This is a genomic window from Paraniabella ginsengisoli (assembly GCF_022513635.1).
Lineage (GTDB): Bacteria > Bacteroidota > Bacteroidia > Chitinophagales > Chitinophagaceae > Niabella > Niabella ginsengisoli.
On sequence record NZ_JAKWBL010000001.1, the window covers coordinates 1,804,184 to 1,819,583 of the forward strand.

Consider the following 15,400-nt stretch of genomic DNA (forward strand, 5'->3'; position numbering starts at 1 on the left):
TCCTAAATTCGCAATATAAAACCTTCTTAAACGCCCTCAAATGAAACCTAAACTAAGCTTTGTTTTTCAAAATACTTTAAACATCTTCCAATGAATAAAATGCAATTACTGTTTTCGGTTTTATTGTTAATATCATGCGCGATACTTGCATGTAATTCTGGTACAGATACTAAAAATGATAAAAGTGAAGATTCTATTTTAATAGCACCTGTTAATAACAATGAATCGTCCGTTGTTTTTAATAAAGATTCTTTAAACCCTATTGCGGATCTTATAAAAAAGAGCTGACAGGAAATTTAGTTAGCAAGGATATAAACATTTTGACAGAGAGTGACCGCAGGTTCAGTTATTCAGAGATTGATCTAAATGAGGATGGTAAGAATGAGATTTTAGTAACAATGAAAGGAAGTTATTATTGTGGTAATGCTGGCTGCACGGTTTATTTGTTAGATAATAAGGGTACAAAAATTAGCGGATTTACTATTGTGGATGGCCCTGTTGTGATCGCTAATTCTAAAACAAAAAACTGGAGCGATTTGATTATACCGAGCAGAGGTGTAAATTACCTTGTGAAATTTGATGGAAAAAAATATCCGGGTAATCCATCGATGCAGCCTAAGTTTGACGGTAATATTCCGGCAGGCCTCAAAGTTGTTTTGCCTAATGATGCTGCTGTGTATACCTTCTAAGATAAAAATTGTAAAGCAAAAGCTGGGTTTAGATTGTCTAATAATCTGATATGTTTATTTTTTTCCTTCAGTAACTCCTTAACGCGACGCTTCACATAATCATTCTGAAAATAAGTATAGATGTTTTCGCCTGGACAAGTTGTCATTTTGCTATGATCACGATGTGTCGAAATAGTATCCGGAGAAATATTATATTCTAAACAGAAATGAGCGATAAGGCGTGTTAGCACATCCAGTAAATAAGGATTCATTTCCTGTTGGCTATAGTTACCCAAAAAGCAAATTAGCAGGTGACCGCTTGGATCATATTCAGTATTCGTTTCTCCAACAGTAAGCGGGTCACGTCCTTCAAATACAGTGCCATCAGGCCCGATCAAATAATGGTAAGGAACATCCGCCCAGTTTCTGTCTGAACCCATACACCAGGTTTGAATATTTTTAAGTCGTGTGGCTGCATTTGCTGTGTCTGCCAAAACCCTGCCGCCTTCATGATGCACTGTAATTCGAACCGGAACCTGTTGCTTGTAAGGCCTTGCGTTACTGGCATTCCAGCTACTTCTTGGTTGTATAATTACCGAGCTCAATGAGGCTTCTGCTTTTGCACTCTCGTTGCCCAAACGGTTAACAGCTGAAACTGCAATACCATTAAGTTTATATTTTCCTTCGCTTAATTTAAGTTCGAATGAATGCTCTTTTTGGTTAAGTATTTTTTGACTCCAATTATTTCCGTATTTATAATACACTACCCATTTGAAAACCTTGGTATCCATCGAATGTGTCCATCTAACAATGACGGATTGAGTCTGTTGTGAAATATTTACCGCCGGAGCTTCAGGTTTATTATTATCTAGCCATGGGCTTGCTGGTACCAGCGCTTCATTTTTATAAGGACCTTCAATAAGCGCTTTGGAAAGATTAGGATTTTTGGTAACAGAAGAAATGCTCCAATGTACAACGCCGCTGCTTTGGGGCATCATTCCGCGCGATATCATAATTTGATTAATAACCTCTGTTGTATTTCTTAAGCTTGTATCTCTGCCCACGCTAATTCCTGGCCATAGATGCCGGCCCATTTTGTTTTGGGCTGACCACCAACCCAGAAGTACAGGATAACTTTGTGCAAGGCGACTGGTTGGCCAATATAGTTGAGGCGAGAAATAGTCAATCCATCCGTTGTTCAGCCAAAGCTTAGCATCGGCATACAATCCTTCATATTGATCAAAACCTTCTATTGCCCGCGGATGGCCTGGCCGCCATATTCCAAAAGGGCTTAATCCAAACTTCACCTGTTTCTTTTCTTGTTTTATTTCGTCATAAAGGCGATGGATGAAAGTATTTACGCTTTCTCTTCGCCAATCCCCACGCGACAGTTTTCCACCTTCGTTTTTGTATTGGTTCCAACTCACACTATCCGGAAAATCTTCGCCTTTATTATATGCAGCATAGGGATAAAAGTAGTCGTCAAAATGAATGCCATCAACGTCATACCTTTTCACAATATCCATTACAACGCTAACACCATGATCCTGCGTTTTTTTCATAGAGGGGTCAAACCACCAATAACCTTCTTTTAATTTTACTACCAATTCCGGCTTCGTTTTGACGATAGAGGTTTCAGTTACTTCGCCGCCAGCAACATGATGTGCCCGGTAGGGGTTAAGCCAGGCGTGAAATTCTAAACCTCTTTCGTGTGCAGCATCTATCCAAAATTGTAGCGGATCGTAAAAAGGCTCCGGAGCTTTTCCCTGAGTTCCAGTCAAGTAATAAGACCAAGGCTCTATTGAACTTTTATATAATGCGTCTGCTTGTGGCCGCACCTGAAAAATAACTGCGTTAAAATGGTGATCCTTTAAAAAATCAAGTAGTTTAATCGCTTCTTCTTTTTGTTCCTTGGTGGAAAGACCCGGTTTACTGGGCCAGTTAATATTATCGACAGTAGCTACCCAGGCGGCGCGAAATTCTCTTGGAGCATCAGGTATATTTAGCGTGTCTACTGTAGCTCTCGCTGTTGTGGAAGTAGTTCTTTTGACTGATGTACAAGAGAAAAATACAATTACCAAAGACAAAAAACATACTGAAAGTAGATATCGAATATTCATATAAAAGCAGATTATTAATTAATCAACAAATAGTAGTATCATGCTAACAATAGCATTTGCAGGCTTATTCATTCTTAGATAAAAAGAAGTATAACACCAACATTTTAGAAGGTATTTCACCGCGGTTCACTGGAACATGGGGCACTCGTCCATCAAAAAATAAAGAATCGCCTTCGTGTAAAATCACTTCATCTTCACCGATGATATAACTGCAAGAGCCGGAAATAATATATTTAAATTCATATGCACAGTTTCAACTTTTTCGCGTCGAGACTGTGGTTGTATTTCTAACAATACGGCTTCAAATCCTACAGAAGAAAGTTGTTTTCCTAAAAGAAGCCTATACTCAAAACCCTTAGCATCATCTTCCTTCTCAATAACAGCTTGTTCTTCTTTACGTGATACGATATATTTTTTTCGTTAGATGCTGGTATATCTTTAAAAAAATCAGCAACTGGTACACCTAATGCATTCACGATGCTTAGCAATACTGGTAAAGAGGGAATTGTTCTTCCATTTTCGATTCGTGAGATTAATCCATTACTTACATCAGCTTTTCCAGCTATTGTAGTAATAGTCAGGTTACTTTTTTTCTGATTTCTTTTATGCGCTTACCAAGGCCTATGAGATAGTTTTCCATTTTTTAACTGCTAATGAACCAAAAATACATACATTCCAAACCTTTAATCAGTTTATTATTTGCAGCTGTTGATAATTATTAAACTATAGTGCGATGGCTATATGTACCATAAACCGATCTTCCGACTTTACAATACCATTTGCGAGATTTTGAGATAGAGGTGTTTGATAATTTGCACCTATCGCAAATTTTCCAATGCCAGTTTCAAGGCCAATAGTGCCCGAAAGCAACCTGCCACCAGATACCGTAACATTGATATTTTCGTCCATATCAGTTTTTGAATTCTCGTATTGAATGCCTGCATTAGGCGCTATCATAATATTGCTTTTGGTACGAAACTTATAATAGGCCTGCGAATTAAGGCTTAGTTTATTTCCATATCTATAATCAAACTTATTTGCTGTATTGATTTTGTAATTTGAGTTTAAATTTATACCTGCATCCTGCAATCGAATGTCGTACATAGCGTTAAGATTAAAATCATAACTGCCCGTTCCTAACTGGAAGAGGTTTGTTGATTGCCCGGCATTAGCTTTGTCAGATGGATTATACTTTCCGGTAGCCAGTTTTACGCCGCCGCCTAACCATAAACTTTGAACCAATAATTTGGGATTATCATTTTTTCCAGATATCGTATTTCTGTTATTCAACAATTCGTAAAAGCCAGACAATGATATGTCACCGATACCATCTTTGCTTTGCTTATTTCCCTGGTTTATTTTTTCGTTGAAACTGTATGGCACAACAGCCATTACGCGAACTCTGTCACTAATATTCCAACCGCCCCAGGCTTCAGTTATATTGTAGCGTTCTTTGGTAGTCAGATAAGATGTTGCACCACCAACACCCACATGCGAAAGCATGGCATTATAACGATACCTGATGCCTACTATGTGTTTGTGAAAATCTGGTAAGATGCCTATATAATTATTGCCTCCACCACATCCACATATGTCGCATGCTATTGATAGCAATGGAGAAATAATGACTATTAGAATGATTATATATTTTTTCATGTGTTTGTTTTATTGATTTCATTTTGTCATATGAAATTTTGCATAAAAAATACTCATTTCTTTCAAGCTTGAAAATGAATACTTTTTTATGCTCATTTCATTATAAATCTCGACTTCGAACTATTGTTCAGCTAATAATTTGTTATTGATAAATTCCGTATCGTTCAGTGTATTCAGAAACGCCTGGATCTGCTGCTTTTCAGCGATAGTTAAGGAGAGGCCATCTTTTAAAAATGGATCTACATTTGCATATTCCTGTACATTACTACTATAGTGATCCAACACTGCTTCAAGCGTATAAAATCTGCCGTCATGCATATAAGGTGCGCTATACTTTAAGTTTCTTAAACTGGGTACTTTGAACTTATACTTATCATTCTCGTTTAATGTTACATCAAAACGGCCCATATCATTATTAGCGCCGATGCCAATACCATTATTACGAAAGCTATAGTCTGTAAACAAAGGTTCTTTATGACAGTTACCGCATTTTTGTTGTACTAATTTATATCCAGCTTCTTCGATGGCATTAAACTGGACGCCACCCTTTTTTGCACAACACTATCATATTTACTGTTACTGCTTACACACATCAGCATAAACTGCGATAAGGCTTTCATAAAACTGGCCGTTGTTATTTGATCGCTCCCAAATGCTTTTTTGAAAAGAGCAGGATATTCCGAATGTGTCTGAAGTTTCGAAATGACGTTACTAAGCTTTTCGTCCATCTCCTCATGAGCTGTTATGGGTACTATCGGCTGCAGATCCAAATCAAAAACCCCGCCATCCCACATAAACGATGTATTCCACGCAAGGTTCATAATAGGAGGACTATTACGCCGTCCCAGTCTATCATCAATACCATGACTAACATCGTGACCATGTTGTGTAAATGAGGATGATTGGATATGACAGCTACCACAACTGATCGTATTATTCCTTGATAATCGTGGTTCATAAAATAGCTTTCGGCCTAGTTCAAAACCATCTTTTGTGATTGTGTTACCTGCTATATTATAAGCCGGTTCAGGAAAATGAACCGGCCTGTTAAATCCAGGAAAGAATTTTTCAATAACCACATCTTTGCTGCAGGCACTGATGATGACTATAATGATAGCCATCACCGTGAATTGTTTTCGATGCATGGCAATTAATTTTCAGTATGATCGTGAGTAAACATTGCGGCATAATTGTTTGCAATGCTCACGCTAAATTCGCTATGCATCACTTGGGGGTGTGCAGTAATGCTAACAGTATTTACACCATCAAATACTTTACTGATATCTGCAAATAGATGAATGTTTGGCGATCTTGTTTTCCGCACTTGCGCTACTCCACGCATTGTCAAATCAAGGGTTACAGTTTTAATATTATTGATACTTGGGGCTGAATATCCGCCAAATCCGCCAATGTGATAACGGAATTTTTCAGCTCCGGTAGGATCTGTTGGCGCTTGAGGGCTTGTGCCTTCCATTTTAAAAAATATGTATCCGCTGTTCCAATCCCAATACATGCCGTCATGTCCGCTTGCCGGATCTAAAACACCCGTGCGTTTACTAACGTCCATCGTGCTTCTCAAACTGTCTACACCAATGGTAAATGTAAGCTTAGTATAATCACCTTCGGGAACTCTGATTTTAGCGAATCTTGATTCGGGATCAGACTCATTTATCAGGAAATAGCTGCTATCCTGTGGAATGGTATAAACTGTGCCATCAACTTTTGCAACTTTTATATTGCTGATGAAATATTGAAGCAACTGAACTTTATAAGTTTCTCCGGCTGCGTTTTTATAATTAGTTGAATTGAGTATAAGATTCTGTCCGCCAACTATATTATCAAACTCAACTGACAGAGGTGCTAAATTATCTTCATTAAAAGTTGGTTCATCAATATCTTTTTTGCAGGATTGGAATATAAAAGCAAATAAGGTAATAATAATTATGCTGTGTTTCATGTGTTTATTTATTATTGAATGGAAGTGAAGAGATTGATTTCTTAAAATATTCTTGCGAAGTATAAACGCTACGCGAATGTCATCGCCGTTTATGTGGGATGCCACTTGTGCTACTGATAAACTGAGCGTAGCAATTAAGATGCTACCTGTTCATCTGCTGGTAATAAAAAATACTTAAGAAATTGTACAAGGAGGGTGAAACACATCGTGGGAAAAACCCTGTGGAATGAGCTTTTTGGTGTATGTAGGATAGTTCTTGTCGGTTTTGAAACCTATGTTTAAAGTGGGAGTTACAAGAAGTTCCTGTGAGAAAAGTGTGATCTCTTTTACTTTAAGATCGGGCAGTTTTTCCTGCTTTTCACCATTTGCTTTCAACTGTTCTTCAAGCACACATGATGCTTTACAAACCGGAATTCTATCAAACCTATTTATACAAATGTTTGATGCGAGGTAATCTCTATTGATGTAAAAGGTAGCAAGTATCCAAAGTTGACTGCCGCTTTGTAATACGAAAACAACAATAAGTAATATGGATACTATTTTTTTCAAATGCCCGGCAAATGTAGGTCTAAAATTGTTCTTTCAATAATATTTGGATGTCATTTATTAATCGTTCCGTTTCTTTTGGCTCTGTACTGTTATACACACCTCGTATATGTTTGTTTTTATCAATGAGCAACAAAGCCGCACTATGCGCAAAGCCGCCCGGTGATGTGCTATCTGGATATGCTGTAGAATAATAAGCTTTTTCAGCTAAGTAAATAATACTATCCTGATTGCCTGTAACAAAGTGCCATTTCGATGAGGATGCGTTTAAAGAGTTTGCATATGCTTTTAGTCGTTCAATGCTATCGCGATCTGGATCTATGGTATGACTAAGCAATTTCACCCTGTCATCGGAGGCAAATGTTGTGTAAACTGTTTTCATTTCTTTTGTCATTCTTGGGCAGATGGTGGGACAAGACAAGAATATAAAATCGGTTATGTAAATCTTATTTTTGAAAGAACTTTGTGTAACTATATTGCTGTCCTGATCTATAAATCTGAAATCAGGAATAGCAGGGTAGACGGTATCGGATCCATTTACAGCAGGCGCTCCTAAAATTGGTAGTATTTGAGGCTGGCTGCTACATGAAACAAGACAGATTGCGATAACAAACAGACTAACGATTTTTAGCATTATTTTTCCCTTTACAAACCGCAAAAATAAAATGATTAGATGGATATTGAACCAATAACTTGGAGTTGAAAAGAGGATGAATACTTAAAGATGTCTAGGGGCAATTCAATAAATAAAAAGTTATTGCAAGAATAAAAAGCGTCAACAATTAATTGTTAACTTCACGTTTTTAAAATTGTTATGAACAACGAAAATATCGGAATAGCTATTTTTGATGATGATGAGGACATTTTGTCTATCTGCAATTATGTTTTGCAGGATCATGGCTGGCGTGTTAGTACTTTTTCAAATTGCGAAAATGTTGCAGCCAAAATAAAAGCTTGTCAACCGGGTGTGATTTTTATGGATAATTGGATTCCACCGAAAGGAGGAATTGTTGCCACACAGGAATTAAAAAGTGAAGAAAGCTTGAAAGATATTCCGGTGGTATATTTTTCAGCAAACAGCGAAATCTCCAAACTGGCCAACAACGCTGGCGCTGAATACTTTCTTGCTAAACCGTTTGATTTGGATGAATTGGTACAAACTATCCAGAAGGCATTAGAGAATAGTTCGCGAGCTGTGCCAACAACTATACAAAAATTGTAATTCCCAACAACCCCTTTATTAGCTTTCTTTTTTCAGTCAAAGTCTTTTATCTGTAAATTCAAATATTCGCAAGTTGTACGCAACTATAAAACAGACACGCTAAGAGTAAATGTTGAACTTATTGAATACTAACGAACCTATTCCTGAGATTTTTTACGTATTTGTAGACCAAACTAATTTTGTAACACAACATAATTTAAGTGTAACAAAGTCGTTTTCTTCAGGAACTGTTTTCCATTGGAATGACCTAAAGTTTATCGAAAAATATGTATCTGGGAAAGTAGACTATTTGCCATTTATTATCAATCAAAAGAAGGATGTAAATGCCATATCTGCATTTGAAAATTCTTTAACGTCTGAATATAGAACAGAATATAATGCTGAAATGCACAGATTTTATAATTATCCTCACTATCCATCACGACTTTCCGCCGTCTATGCGTTTGGGGACATAGAAACTTGCAAAAAAGTAGCCTCAAAATATAAGTGGAATCTTAGTAGCGTGAAACAATTCAAAATAATTGACAATCCTTTGAACAAAGTAGTGAAAGTTAATATGGAAATAGTTTCTTTAGACCGATACGCACAAAGAGTTTCATTTTGTGATTCAGAAACTATCGGACACATTTGGAACTCTTATTGGAATGGTACAGGCAATATTCAAATGGAATTACCAACTATTAATGGCAGACAAGTTTTCAATTCGGATGAGATTTGGGAATATTTAATAGAAGGTCAAATTCAAGTTATTGAATAGTTTGCGTACAACAAGGTATTTATGAAAGGCGGGCTGAAATTTAATCCTCAACTTTTGTGCTACTATTTCGCCTTCGACGTTTTTCTTGGCAGAAAAATGTAAATTAGCCAACAAAAACGGCTTCAGCTTACTGAAGTGCAAAGGCTGAACTTTTGGTTCGCTATTTTCCGCCCTTCATAAATACCCAGCCCGTTCGGCGTTTAAATATTTATATTCTTGAATAGCCAATAAATTAACTGTGATTGCGCAAAAAAACTTTAATTTAGTTTTGCAAGTAATGGTAAAGAAAATTTTGCTGGACTTATATTGCCACAATGAATATGGATGAAGTAAAACAAGGCTCGCACAAAAACATCTGGTATGGAGTAGGCAAGCAGAGAATTGAAATTCCCCGTCCGGTTTTAAAATCGGTTGTACATAATAATTCTCTTTTAAGCAGTTTATATATTGCAAGTCTTGGATTTTATCCGAAAGCAAAAGGCCATTTAACGCGCCGCAGGCATGGCTTACACGAGAATTTCCTTTTTTATTGCGTGGATGGTTATGGCTGGTACGAATTGGATGGCGAGAAGTATGAAGTTGGGCCAAACGAGTTTTTTGTTCTACCTCAAAATGTGGAACATGCTTATGCATGCGCCAATCACGATCCATGGAGTATTTACTGGGTTCATTTTGGTGGAAATAGTTTACCGGAGTTCAATAATCTGCATACCGTAAAAGAGCACTTCAAGCCACGCCATATAAAAGACAATGGGGAAGCGGGCTTGCTGTTTAATAAAATGTATAAAACGCTGGAGCTGGGTTACAGCCTTGATAATCTTCTTTTTGCTAACCTTTGCCTTTCCCAGTTTTTATCATTGTTCATTTACAACTCCCGGCATCATCCCGCTTCACAAAACACGAAAAGCGATTGTGTAGATAATGCCATTTTGTATATGCAGGAACATATTACCGATATGCTCACGTTAAAAGATATCAGCAATTATTCCAACTACTCTGTATCGCGGTTTTCAAATTTGTTTAAGCAAAAAACAGGTTATGCGCCAATGGATTATTTCATGCAAATGAAAATTCAACAAGCTTGTCAACAGCTCGACTTTACGGATAAATCTATCAAGGAAATTGCTTTGACGCTGGGATTTGATGATCCTTATTATTTTTCAAAAAGATTTAAACAGGTTACGGGTATGCCTCCTGTTAAGTATAGATCTGTAAATAAGGATTAAATAGGTTGACAGGTTTATAAGCAGATAATCTGAAGTCTATTTTCTTTATTAACTTTCAAAAATTTCAATCTCTAACCTAAGTTACACTACAGTTACTTCCACACCCATACCTTCAAGTGCTGAAACAGTACGCTCTGAAATATTGCTGTCAGTTATTATTTGTTCAATATCATCTAAGCCGCAAATTTTGCCAAAACCTCTTTTACCAAACTTGCTGGAATCGGCTAGTACAATGGTTTTCTGAGAAACTCCAATCATCTTTTTATTCAGTAGCGCCTCCATCATATTAGAAGTTGTAAGGCCAAAGTCTAAATCGATACCATCCACACCAAGAAAAAGTTTGCTGCAAGAAAAATCCTGCAAAACAGTTTCGGCATACACATCCCTGTTACCGAAGCAGATGTTTTACGCATCAGGCCACCTAATTGAATGACCTCAACACTTTGATGGTGTATTAATTCAAGTGCAACATTTAATGCAGACGTTACAACAGTAAGGCCTTCTTTAGCAAAAATGTTTTTTGCAAAGAATTGAACTGTGGTTCCCGACGCTATAAGTATACAGTCGTTAGGCTCTACTAAACTGGAAGCATATTCTCCGATCCTTTGCTTTTCATTTGCCTGCAAGGTTACTTTCTCATCCACATGCCTGTCAGCAATATATGGATTGGTAAGGGTGGCACCACCATGCGTTCGAAAGAGCATTTTTTTATCTTCCAAAAATTGGAGATCCTTTCTGATTGTTACAGAAGAAACATTCAGGTCATTACATAGGTCTGTAACCTTGATGCTTCCTTCCTTCTTAATTAATTCGATAATATGCTGATGACGTTCTATTAGATTACTCATGAATACTGTCTAAACAAAAAAGATAATATCAAAAATAGACAAATGCAAATACTTTTACCAGGTTTTGCAGATTCGTTATACATTTAAACTAAAATTCGATTTTATGAAGCATTTGCTATTTGCCCTCGCTAGTACTGTTTTTTCTTTTTCTCTGACGCAAGCCCAAACATCAATAAAAATCATGAGTTATAATATTCATCATTGCAATCCGCCATCCAAACCCGACTTTATTGATATTGATGCCGTAGCTAATGCTATTAAGAAAGAAAATCCGGATATTGTAGCATTACAGGAAGTAGACGTAAATACCGGACGTAGCGGTAAAGTAAATGAGGCTGCTCAGTTAGCCCTTAAAACAGGTATGAAGTCGTTTTATTTTGCAAAAGCAATCGATCATGACGGAGGTGATTATGGTGTGGCCATCCTCTCAAAATATCCATTAACAGAAACGGAGACGCACCATTTACCCATGGATACAACAACCGGAGGCGAACCACGGGTTCTCGCTACAGCTTCTGTTCAACTACCCGGCGGCAAGGTTATCACAATTGGAAGTACTCATTTAGATGCCCAAAAAGCACATACAAACAGACTGCTGCAAATAAAAGCAATCAACAGTATTACCCGTGAAAAGAAACAACCAATGATCATTGCAGGTGATTTTAACGCAGAAGAAAATACGGAAGTGATCAAAACTTTAGACCAACAATTTAAAAGAACCTGTGGAAGTTGTAAGCCAACAATACCGGTTATTAAACCTAAAAAAGCTATTGACTTCATCGCTTACAAACCACAAAATGCTTTCAAGGTTACAAAACACGAAGTGATAAATGAAACTTATGCATCAGATCACTTACCAGTGACTTCCATTCTGGAGATTAATTAGCAAAGTGGGGTAGCCAGCTACTTAATTGAATTGGTATGATTTTTAATACTATTAATCGTATATCTTTATTATAGAAGAAAAACTTTTTCCAATTTATCCTATATGTCCCAAAAAATATTCAATGAGCGTATTAAGCAGATTTTAATTCTGGGTATTATCCTGCTTCTTATTATAACAGTTATAACGGAGCTGGTTACTTTTATACCAGGACTTTTGGGTGCGGTTACTTTGTATATTGTAAGCCGCAGAAAGTATTTCCATTTTGTGTACAATAAAAAATGGAAGAAAGGATGGACCGCCCTGGGTTTCATTATCTTTTATCTGATAGTAATTGGTATTCCTATTAGCCTGGCTATTACGCTGATCAGCCCCAAAATAAATACGGTGCTGGAAGATCCCAATAAAATATTAAATTCAGCCAAACACACTATTGCTGTAATTCAAGGTAAAGTAGGGTTCAACCTGATTTCAGAAAACACACTATCTAACGTTGTAAATAAAATTACTACCGTTGTTCCAAAAATATTAAATAGTACGTTGACGCTGGTTTCCAACCTGGCCATCATGCTTTTCATCTTATACTATATGTTATATAATGGTAGCAATATTGAAAAGTATCTTAGCCGGGCAATGCCTCTAAAACGCCGTAATGTAAAAATCCTTTCTGACGAAACAAAAAAAGTGGTAATAGCAAATGCTTTGGGTATACCACTTATTTCTATTATTCAGGGTGTTATAGCCACAATTGGGTACGCACTTTTTGGTGTTGAAGATTGGGGGTTATACGGATTTTTAACAGGTGTGTGCGCGTTCTTCCCTGTTGTAGGTACAATGATCGTTTGGGTACCTGTTACTATTTATATGTTCGCCACAGGGGACACGCTTAACGCCACTCTTCTGCTTTTATATCATGTTGTTATAACAGGTAATGTAGACTATGTAGCTCGCATCACTTTGTTGAAAAGAATAGGAGATACACACCCTGTCATAACAATTATGGGTGTGTTACTGGGACTTAGTTTATTTGGATTTGTTGGTCTTGTATTTGGGCCTTTATTGTTGAGCTATCTGATAGTTTTGTATGATATTTATATGAACGAGTTTGTTCATGATCATCCAGAAGACGAGGATGAGCTTGAGCCTGCCGCCTTATCGCCTAAACTCGTTGATGAACATCCAAAGAATGACGGCTAAAGAGATTCATATTTTTCTTTCATGATCCTGGCAACTACTTTATCTATTGGAAGTGTCATCACATCTTCGTTAAAATAGTTCCAGTCAACAAATCTGAATATTTCGGAAACCTCCTTGGGATATACAGCCGCTCCGTTGTTTACATGAATCCGCAACGGCTCTAAAGGTTTAATAAGATAATAAACAGAAACGATCTGATGCTCCGGGTTGTAGGCAGATTGCTGAAAGAAGTCGGTAGTATAAATATGATCGATCACTTCCACATCAATACCAATCTCTTCTTTGCATTCTCTTATCACACATTCAATAGTTCCTTCGCCCAGCTCCAATCCTCCGCCGGGAAATTTGGTTACTTCAAGATTGTTATAATAAATACGTTCGTCGCTTACTAAAACCTGTTTCTTGTCATTTACCAAAACTCCATAAACGCGTAGGTTTATAGATGTAATTCCTGTTTCCATTAAATCTAATTTCTAATTTCTAATTACTACATCTAAATATTAAATGTCCCTTCATAAACCTTAACTGCCGGGCCTTTCAGCCATATGTCATTGTAAGATCCGTCAGCATTTCTATTATAACTTACATTTAATTTACCTCCCAAAACTTCTATATCAATTGAATGATGGCCGGTTTCATGCTGGTAAAAAACTAGTGCTGCTGCTGTTACGCCTGTGCCGCAGGCGAAGGTTTCATCTTCCACACCACGCTCGTAAGTTCTTACTTTAAGCGAACCATTTTTTAGGAGTTCTACAAAGTTCACATTTATTCCATCCTCCTTAAACTCTTCATTATAGCGGATCTTGCGGCCTTCATCAAATACATTTAGTGTTGCAAGCTCTTCAACTTTTTTACATAATGAGGTGATCCTGTATTCAGCACTGCATAATCACCAGACAGTTGGATACTTTTTACATCGATCATTTTTAAAGACACCAATCCATTATCAATATCCGCCCTATGTTCGCCATCAACCGCCAGAAATTTAAAGTCTTGTCTATCGATACCGATATCATGGGCAAACTGAACGATGCACCTCCCACCATTGCCACACATGCTGCCTTCACGGCCATCCGCATTATAATAGATCATTTCAAAGTCAAACCCCGGTTTGTTATTTAACAACATAAAACCGTCTGCTCCAATCCCAAAACGTCTGTCACAAATTGTATGGATCATTTTCTGCGATAGCGCACTATGGTTCACTTTTCGATTATCTACAATAACAAAATCATTTCCCGTTCCCTGGTATTTATAAAAACGCATAATAAATTTTTTATGATATCATCTTAGAATACATCTGATCAGTATTGCGTCGCACTCTTCATCTTTTTTGTAAAATACTCATCCTATATTACTACGATAATTAATCTCATCAATAATACAAACAAATAAATCAAAACTCTGTTACAAATATTTTTAAAAATTTCTTTATTAGATTTTCTACCGCCGCTTTTCCATCTTTACTGAATTCTTTTTTACACGATTCGCAACTATTGCGTTCAGAGCAAGACAATGATGCCCCAACAATTTTCCCAAACCATAAATTGCTGAGGTTTCCATTTCAAAATTAGTAATTCGGTGCGGGCCATAACTAAAATCTGTAAGCCTGTCGATTAGATTAGGATTGCTGATTCCTAATCGTAACACGCGCCCTTGCGGCCCGTAAAATCCCGGACAAGTTACAGTAATTCCCTGATGAAAACCTTGCGTAAAATGTTTCAGTAGGGAAGGAGCGGAGCCCGTAATGTAAGGCTCTCCTTTTATTTGAGCATGCGTAATAAAAGATTGCAACAGTTGCGCTTCCTCTCCATTATTTTCATGCTGGTAAAAGTTTAAAAGATTGTCGATACCTAAACCATGGGTAGACGCTACAAACTCATCCACACCAATATCGCTCTGCAAAGAACCCGAAGTGCCCACACGTATAATGTTTATTGAATGCAACGTTTCTTTAATGCTACGCGTTTCAAAATCAATATTTACCAGTGCGTCTAATTCATTCATCACAATATCAATATTGTCTGGTCCAATACCTGAAGATAATACCGTAAGCCGCTTGCCACCGATCGTTCCTGTGTGAGTTACAAATTCACGATGTTGCCGCTGCACTTCAATTGCATCAAAATATTTACTAAACTCTCTTACGCGGTCAGGATCGCCCACTGTTACTACGGTTCCGGCAATCTCTTCAGGGCGCAGATCCAGATGGTATACTGCGCCACGATCATTTAATATCAATTCACTTTCCGCAATTCTGTTCATAAATTTTGACGGTTAAATATTAAAAATCTACCAAAAATACCCTATTTTTGCAAGC

21 protein-coding genes are annotated in these 15,400 nt (G+C 37.2%); 6 read left to right on the plus strand and 15 right to left on the minus strand.

Translation table 11 applies throughout. The features are described from left to right. Nucleotides 1–320: 320 nt before the first annotated feature. Nucleotides 321–689, plus strand: coding sequence for a COG3650 family protein (locus tag MKP09_RS09855; protein ID WP_240827539.1), 369 nt, complete (start codon nucleotides 321–323; stop codon nucleotides 687–689). Here the strand turns inward: MKP09_RS09855 and MKP09_RS09860 are convergent. The 9 genes from MKP09_RS09860 to MKP09_RS09890 form a co-directional block, all read right to left on the minus strand. Beyond that, nucleotides 686–2,755, minus strand: a complete 2,070-nt coding sequence (locus MKP09_RS09860) for a family 10 glycosylhydrolase (RefSeq protein WP_240827540.1) — start codon at nucleotides 2,753–2,755, stop codon at nucleotides 686–688. The genes MKP09_RS09855 and MKP09_RS09860 overlap by 4 nt on opposite strands. A gap of 97 nt (nucleotides 2,756–2,852) precedes the next feature. Then, nucleotides 2,853–3,017, minus strand: a complete 165-nt coding sequence (locus MKP09_RS28025; protein ID WP_394801048.1) for a cupin domain-containing protein — start codon at nucleotides 3,015–3,017, stop codon at nucleotides 2,853–2,855. A 100-nt stretch (nucleotides 3,018–3,117) separates the two neighbouring features. Then, complete coding sequence (locus MKP09_RS28030) at nucleotides 3,118–3,369, minus strand: helix-turn-helix domain-containing protein (protein ID WP_394801049.1); 252 nt, start codon at nucleotides 3,367–3,369, stop codon at nucleotides 3,118–3,120. Nucleotides 3,370–3,511: 142 nt separating this feature from the next. Then, nucleotides 3,512–4,444: a transporter gene (locus MKP09_RS09865; protein WP_240827541.1), complete on the minus strand. Its 933-nt coding sequence runs from the start codon at nucleotides 4,442–4,444 to the stop codon at nucleotides 3,512–3,514. Between the two features lie 120 nt (nucleotides 4,445–4,564). Further along, on the minus strand, nucleotides 4,565–4,909 hold the full coding sequence (locus MKP09_RS09870) for a cytochrome-c peroxidase (RefSeq protein WP_240827549.1): 345 nt from the start codon (nucleotides 4,907–4,909) through the stop codon (nucleotides 4,565–4,567). A gap of 35 nt (nucleotides 4,910–4,944) precedes the next feature. Continuing rightward, on the minus strand, nucleotides 4,945–5,589 hold the full coding sequence (locus MKP09_RS09875) for a cytochrome-c peroxidase (protein WP_240827556.1): 645 nt from the start codon (nucleotides 5,587–5,589) through the stop codon (nucleotides 4,945–4,947). Nucleotides 5,590–5,594: 5 nt separating this feature from the next. Further along, nucleotides 5,595–6,401, minus strand: a complete 807-nt coding sequence (locus MKP09_RS09880; RefSeq protein ID WP_240827557.1) for an MbnP family protein — start codon at nucleotides 6,399–6,401, stop codon at nucleotides 5,595–5,597. A gap of 174 nt (nucleotides 6,402–6,575) precedes the next feature. Continuing rightward, the gene (locus tag MKP09_RS09885; RefSeq protein ID WP_240827565.1) at nucleotides 6,576–6,950 is read right to left on the minus strand and encodes a hypothetical protein; all 375 of its coding nucleotides are present in this window, start codon (nucleotides 6,948–6,950) and stop codon (nucleotides 6,576–6,578) included. 19 nt (nucleotides 6,951–6,969) lie between these two features. Then, nucleotides 6,970–7,581, minus strand: a complete 612-nt coding sequence (locus MKP09_RS09890; protein ID WP_240827568.1) for an SCO family protein — start codon at nucleotides 7,579–7,581, stop codon at nucleotides 6,970–6,972. A 180-nt stretch (nucleotides 7,582–7,761) separates the two neighbouring features. Between MKP09_RS09890 and MKP09_RS09895 the strand changes: the two genes are divergently transcribed. The 3 genes from MKP09_RS09895 (at nucleotide 7,762) to MKP09_RS09905 (ending at nucleotide 10,152) form a co-directional block, all read left to right on the plus strand. Beyond that, nucleotides 7,762–8,169 carry a response regulator gene (locus MKP09_RS09895; protein ID WP_240827575.1) on the plus strand — a complete coding sequence of 136 codons (408 nt, stop codon included), beginning with the start codon at nucleotides 7,762–7,764 and terminating at the stop codon, nucleotides 8,167–8,169. A 121-nt stretch (nucleotides 8,170–8,290) separates the two neighbouring features. Next, on the plus strand, nucleotides 8,291–8,926 hold the full coding sequence (locus tag MKP09_RS09900) for a hypothetical protein (RefSeq protein ID WP_240827578.1): 636 nt from the start codon (nucleotides 8,291–8,293) through the stop codon (nucleotides 8,924–8,926). 320 nt (nucleotides 8,927–9,246) lie between these two features. Then, complete coding sequence (locus MKP09_RS09905; RefSeq protein ID WP_240827581.1) at nucleotides 9,247–10,152, plus strand: AraC family transcriptional regulator; 906 nt, start codon at nucleotides 9,247–9,249, stop codon at nucleotides 10,150–10,152. A gap of 81 nt (nucleotides 10,153–10,233) precedes the next feature. Here the strand turns inward: MKP09_RS09905 and MKP09_RS25850 are convergent, their stop codons facing one another. Further along, nucleotides 10,234–10,479, minus strand: a complete 246-nt coding sequence (locus tag MKP09_RS25850) for a DeoR/GlpR family DNA-binding transcription regulator (protein WP_317235211.1) — start codon at nucleotides 10,477–10,479, stop codon at nucleotides 10,234–10,236. Further along, the gene (locus MKP09_RS09910) at nucleotides 10,461–11,000 is read right to left on the minus strand and encodes a DeoR/GlpR family DNA-binding transcription regulator (RefSeq protein WP_262915191.1); all 540 of its coding nucleotides are present in this window, start codon (nucleotides 10,998–11,000) and stop codon (nucleotides 10,461–10,463) included. Before MKP09_RS09910 ends, MKP09_RS25850 begins: the two co-directional genes overlap by 19 nt. Before the next feature lie 103 nt (nucleotides 11,001–11,103). On the opposite strand from MKP09_RS09910, the gene MKP09_RS09915 reads away from it, so the two are divergent. Next, nucleotides 11,104–11,886: an endonuclease/exonuclease/phosphatase family protein gene (locus MKP09_RS09915; protein WP_240827584.1), complete on the plus strand. Its 783-nt coding sequence runs from the start codon at nucleotides 11,104–11,106 to the stop codon at nucleotides 11,884–11,886. A 102-nt stretch (nucleotides 11,887–11,988) separates the two neighbouring features. Beyond that, complete coding sequence (locus MKP09_RS09920) at nucleotides 11,989–13,080, plus strand: AI-2E family transporter (protein ID WP_240827594.1); 1,092 nt, start codon at nucleotides 11,989–11,991, stop codon at nucleotides 13,078–13,080. Here MKP09_RS09920 and MKP09_RS09925 read toward each other — a convergent pair. The 4 genes from MKP09_RS09925 to MKP09_RS09940 form a co-directional block, all read right to left on the minus strand. Beyond that, complete coding sequence (locus MKP09_RS09925) at nucleotides 13,077–13,541, minus strand: NUDIX domain-containing protein (protein ID WP_240827606.1); 465 nt, start codon at nucleotides 13,539–13,541, stop codon at nucleotides 13,077–13,079. The genes MKP09_RS09920 and MKP09_RS09925 overlap by 4 nt on opposite strands. Before the next feature lie 32 nt (nucleotides 13,542–13,573). Beyond that, complete coding sequence (locus MKP09_RS09930; protein WP_317235288.1) at nucleotides 13,574–13,948, minus strand: diaminopimelate epimerase; 375 nt, start codon at nucleotides 13,946–13,948, stop codon at nucleotides 13,574–13,576. Then, on the minus strand, nucleotides 13,906–14,346 hold the full coding sequence (locus MKP09_RS09935; protein ID WP_240827608.1) for a diaminopimelate epimerase: 441 nt from the start codon (nucleotides 14,344–14,346) through the stop codon (nucleotides 13,906–13,908). Before MKP09_RS09935 ends, MKP09_RS09930 begins: the two co-directional genes overlap by 43 nt. A 177-nt stretch (nucleotides 14,347–14,523) precedes the next feature. Further along, nucleotides 14,524–15,345, minus strand: coding sequence for a nucleoside phosphorylase (locus MKP09_RS09940; protein ID WP_240827610.1), 822 nt, complete (start codon nucleotides 15,343–15,345; stop codon nucleotides 14,524–14,526). Nucleotides 15,346–15,400: the final 55 nt, after the last annotated feature.

What these genes read in the sequence shown, in the direction of transcription:
- MKP09_RS09940 (WP_240827610.1), bottom strand. Translation starts at nt 15,345, where the DNA reads ATGAACAGAATTGCGGAAAGTGAATTGATATTAAATGATCGTGGCGCA.
- MKP09_RS09890 (WP_240827568.1), bottom strand. Translation starts at nt 7,581, where the DNA reads ATGCTAAAAATCGTTAGTCTGTTTGTTATCGCAATCTGTCTTGTTTCA.
- MKP09_RS09895 (WP_240827575.1), top strand. Translation starts at nt 7,762, where the DNA reads ATGAACAACGAAAATATCGGAATAGCTATTTTTGATGATGATGAGGAC.
- MKP09_RS09865 (WP_240827541.1), bottom strand. Translation starts at nt 4,444, where the DNA reads ATGAAAAAATATATAATCATTCTAATAGTCATTATTTCTCCATTGCTA.
- MKP09_RS09910 (WP_262915191.1), bottom strand. Translation starts at nt 11,000, where the DNA reads ATGAGTAATCTAATAGAACGTCATCAGCATATTATCGAATTAATTAAG.
- MKP09_RS09925 (WP_240827606.1), bottom strand. Translation starts at nt 13,541, where the DNA reads ATGGAAACAGGAATTACATCTATAAACCTACGCGTTTATGGAGTTTTG.
- MKP09_RS09915 (WP_240827584.1), top strand. Translation starts at nt 11,104, where the DNA reads ATGAAGCATTTGCTATTTGCCCTCGCTAGTACTGTTTTTTCTTTTTCT.
- MKP09_RS09905 (WP_240827581.1), top strand. Translation starts at nt 9,247, where the DNA reads ATGGATGAAGTAAAACAAGGCTCGCACAAAAACATCTGGTATGGAGTA.
- MKP09_RS09880 (WP_240827557.1), bottom strand. Translation starts at nt 6,401, where the DNA reads ATGAAACACAGCATAATTATTATTACCTTATTTGCTTTTATATTCCAA.
- MKP09_RS09920 (WP_240827594.1), top strand. Translation starts at nt 11,989, where the DNA reads ATGTCCCAAAAAATATTCAATGAGCGTATTAAGCAGATTTTAATTCTG.
- MKP09_RS09875 (WP_240827556.1), bottom strand. Translation starts at nt 5,589, where the DNA reads ATGCATCGAAAACAATTCACGGTGATGGCTATCATTATAGTCATCATC.
- MKP09_RS09935 (WP_240827608.1), bottom strand. Translation starts at nt 14,346, where the DNA reads ATGCGTTTTTATAAATACCAGGGAACGGGAAATGATTTTGTTATTGTA.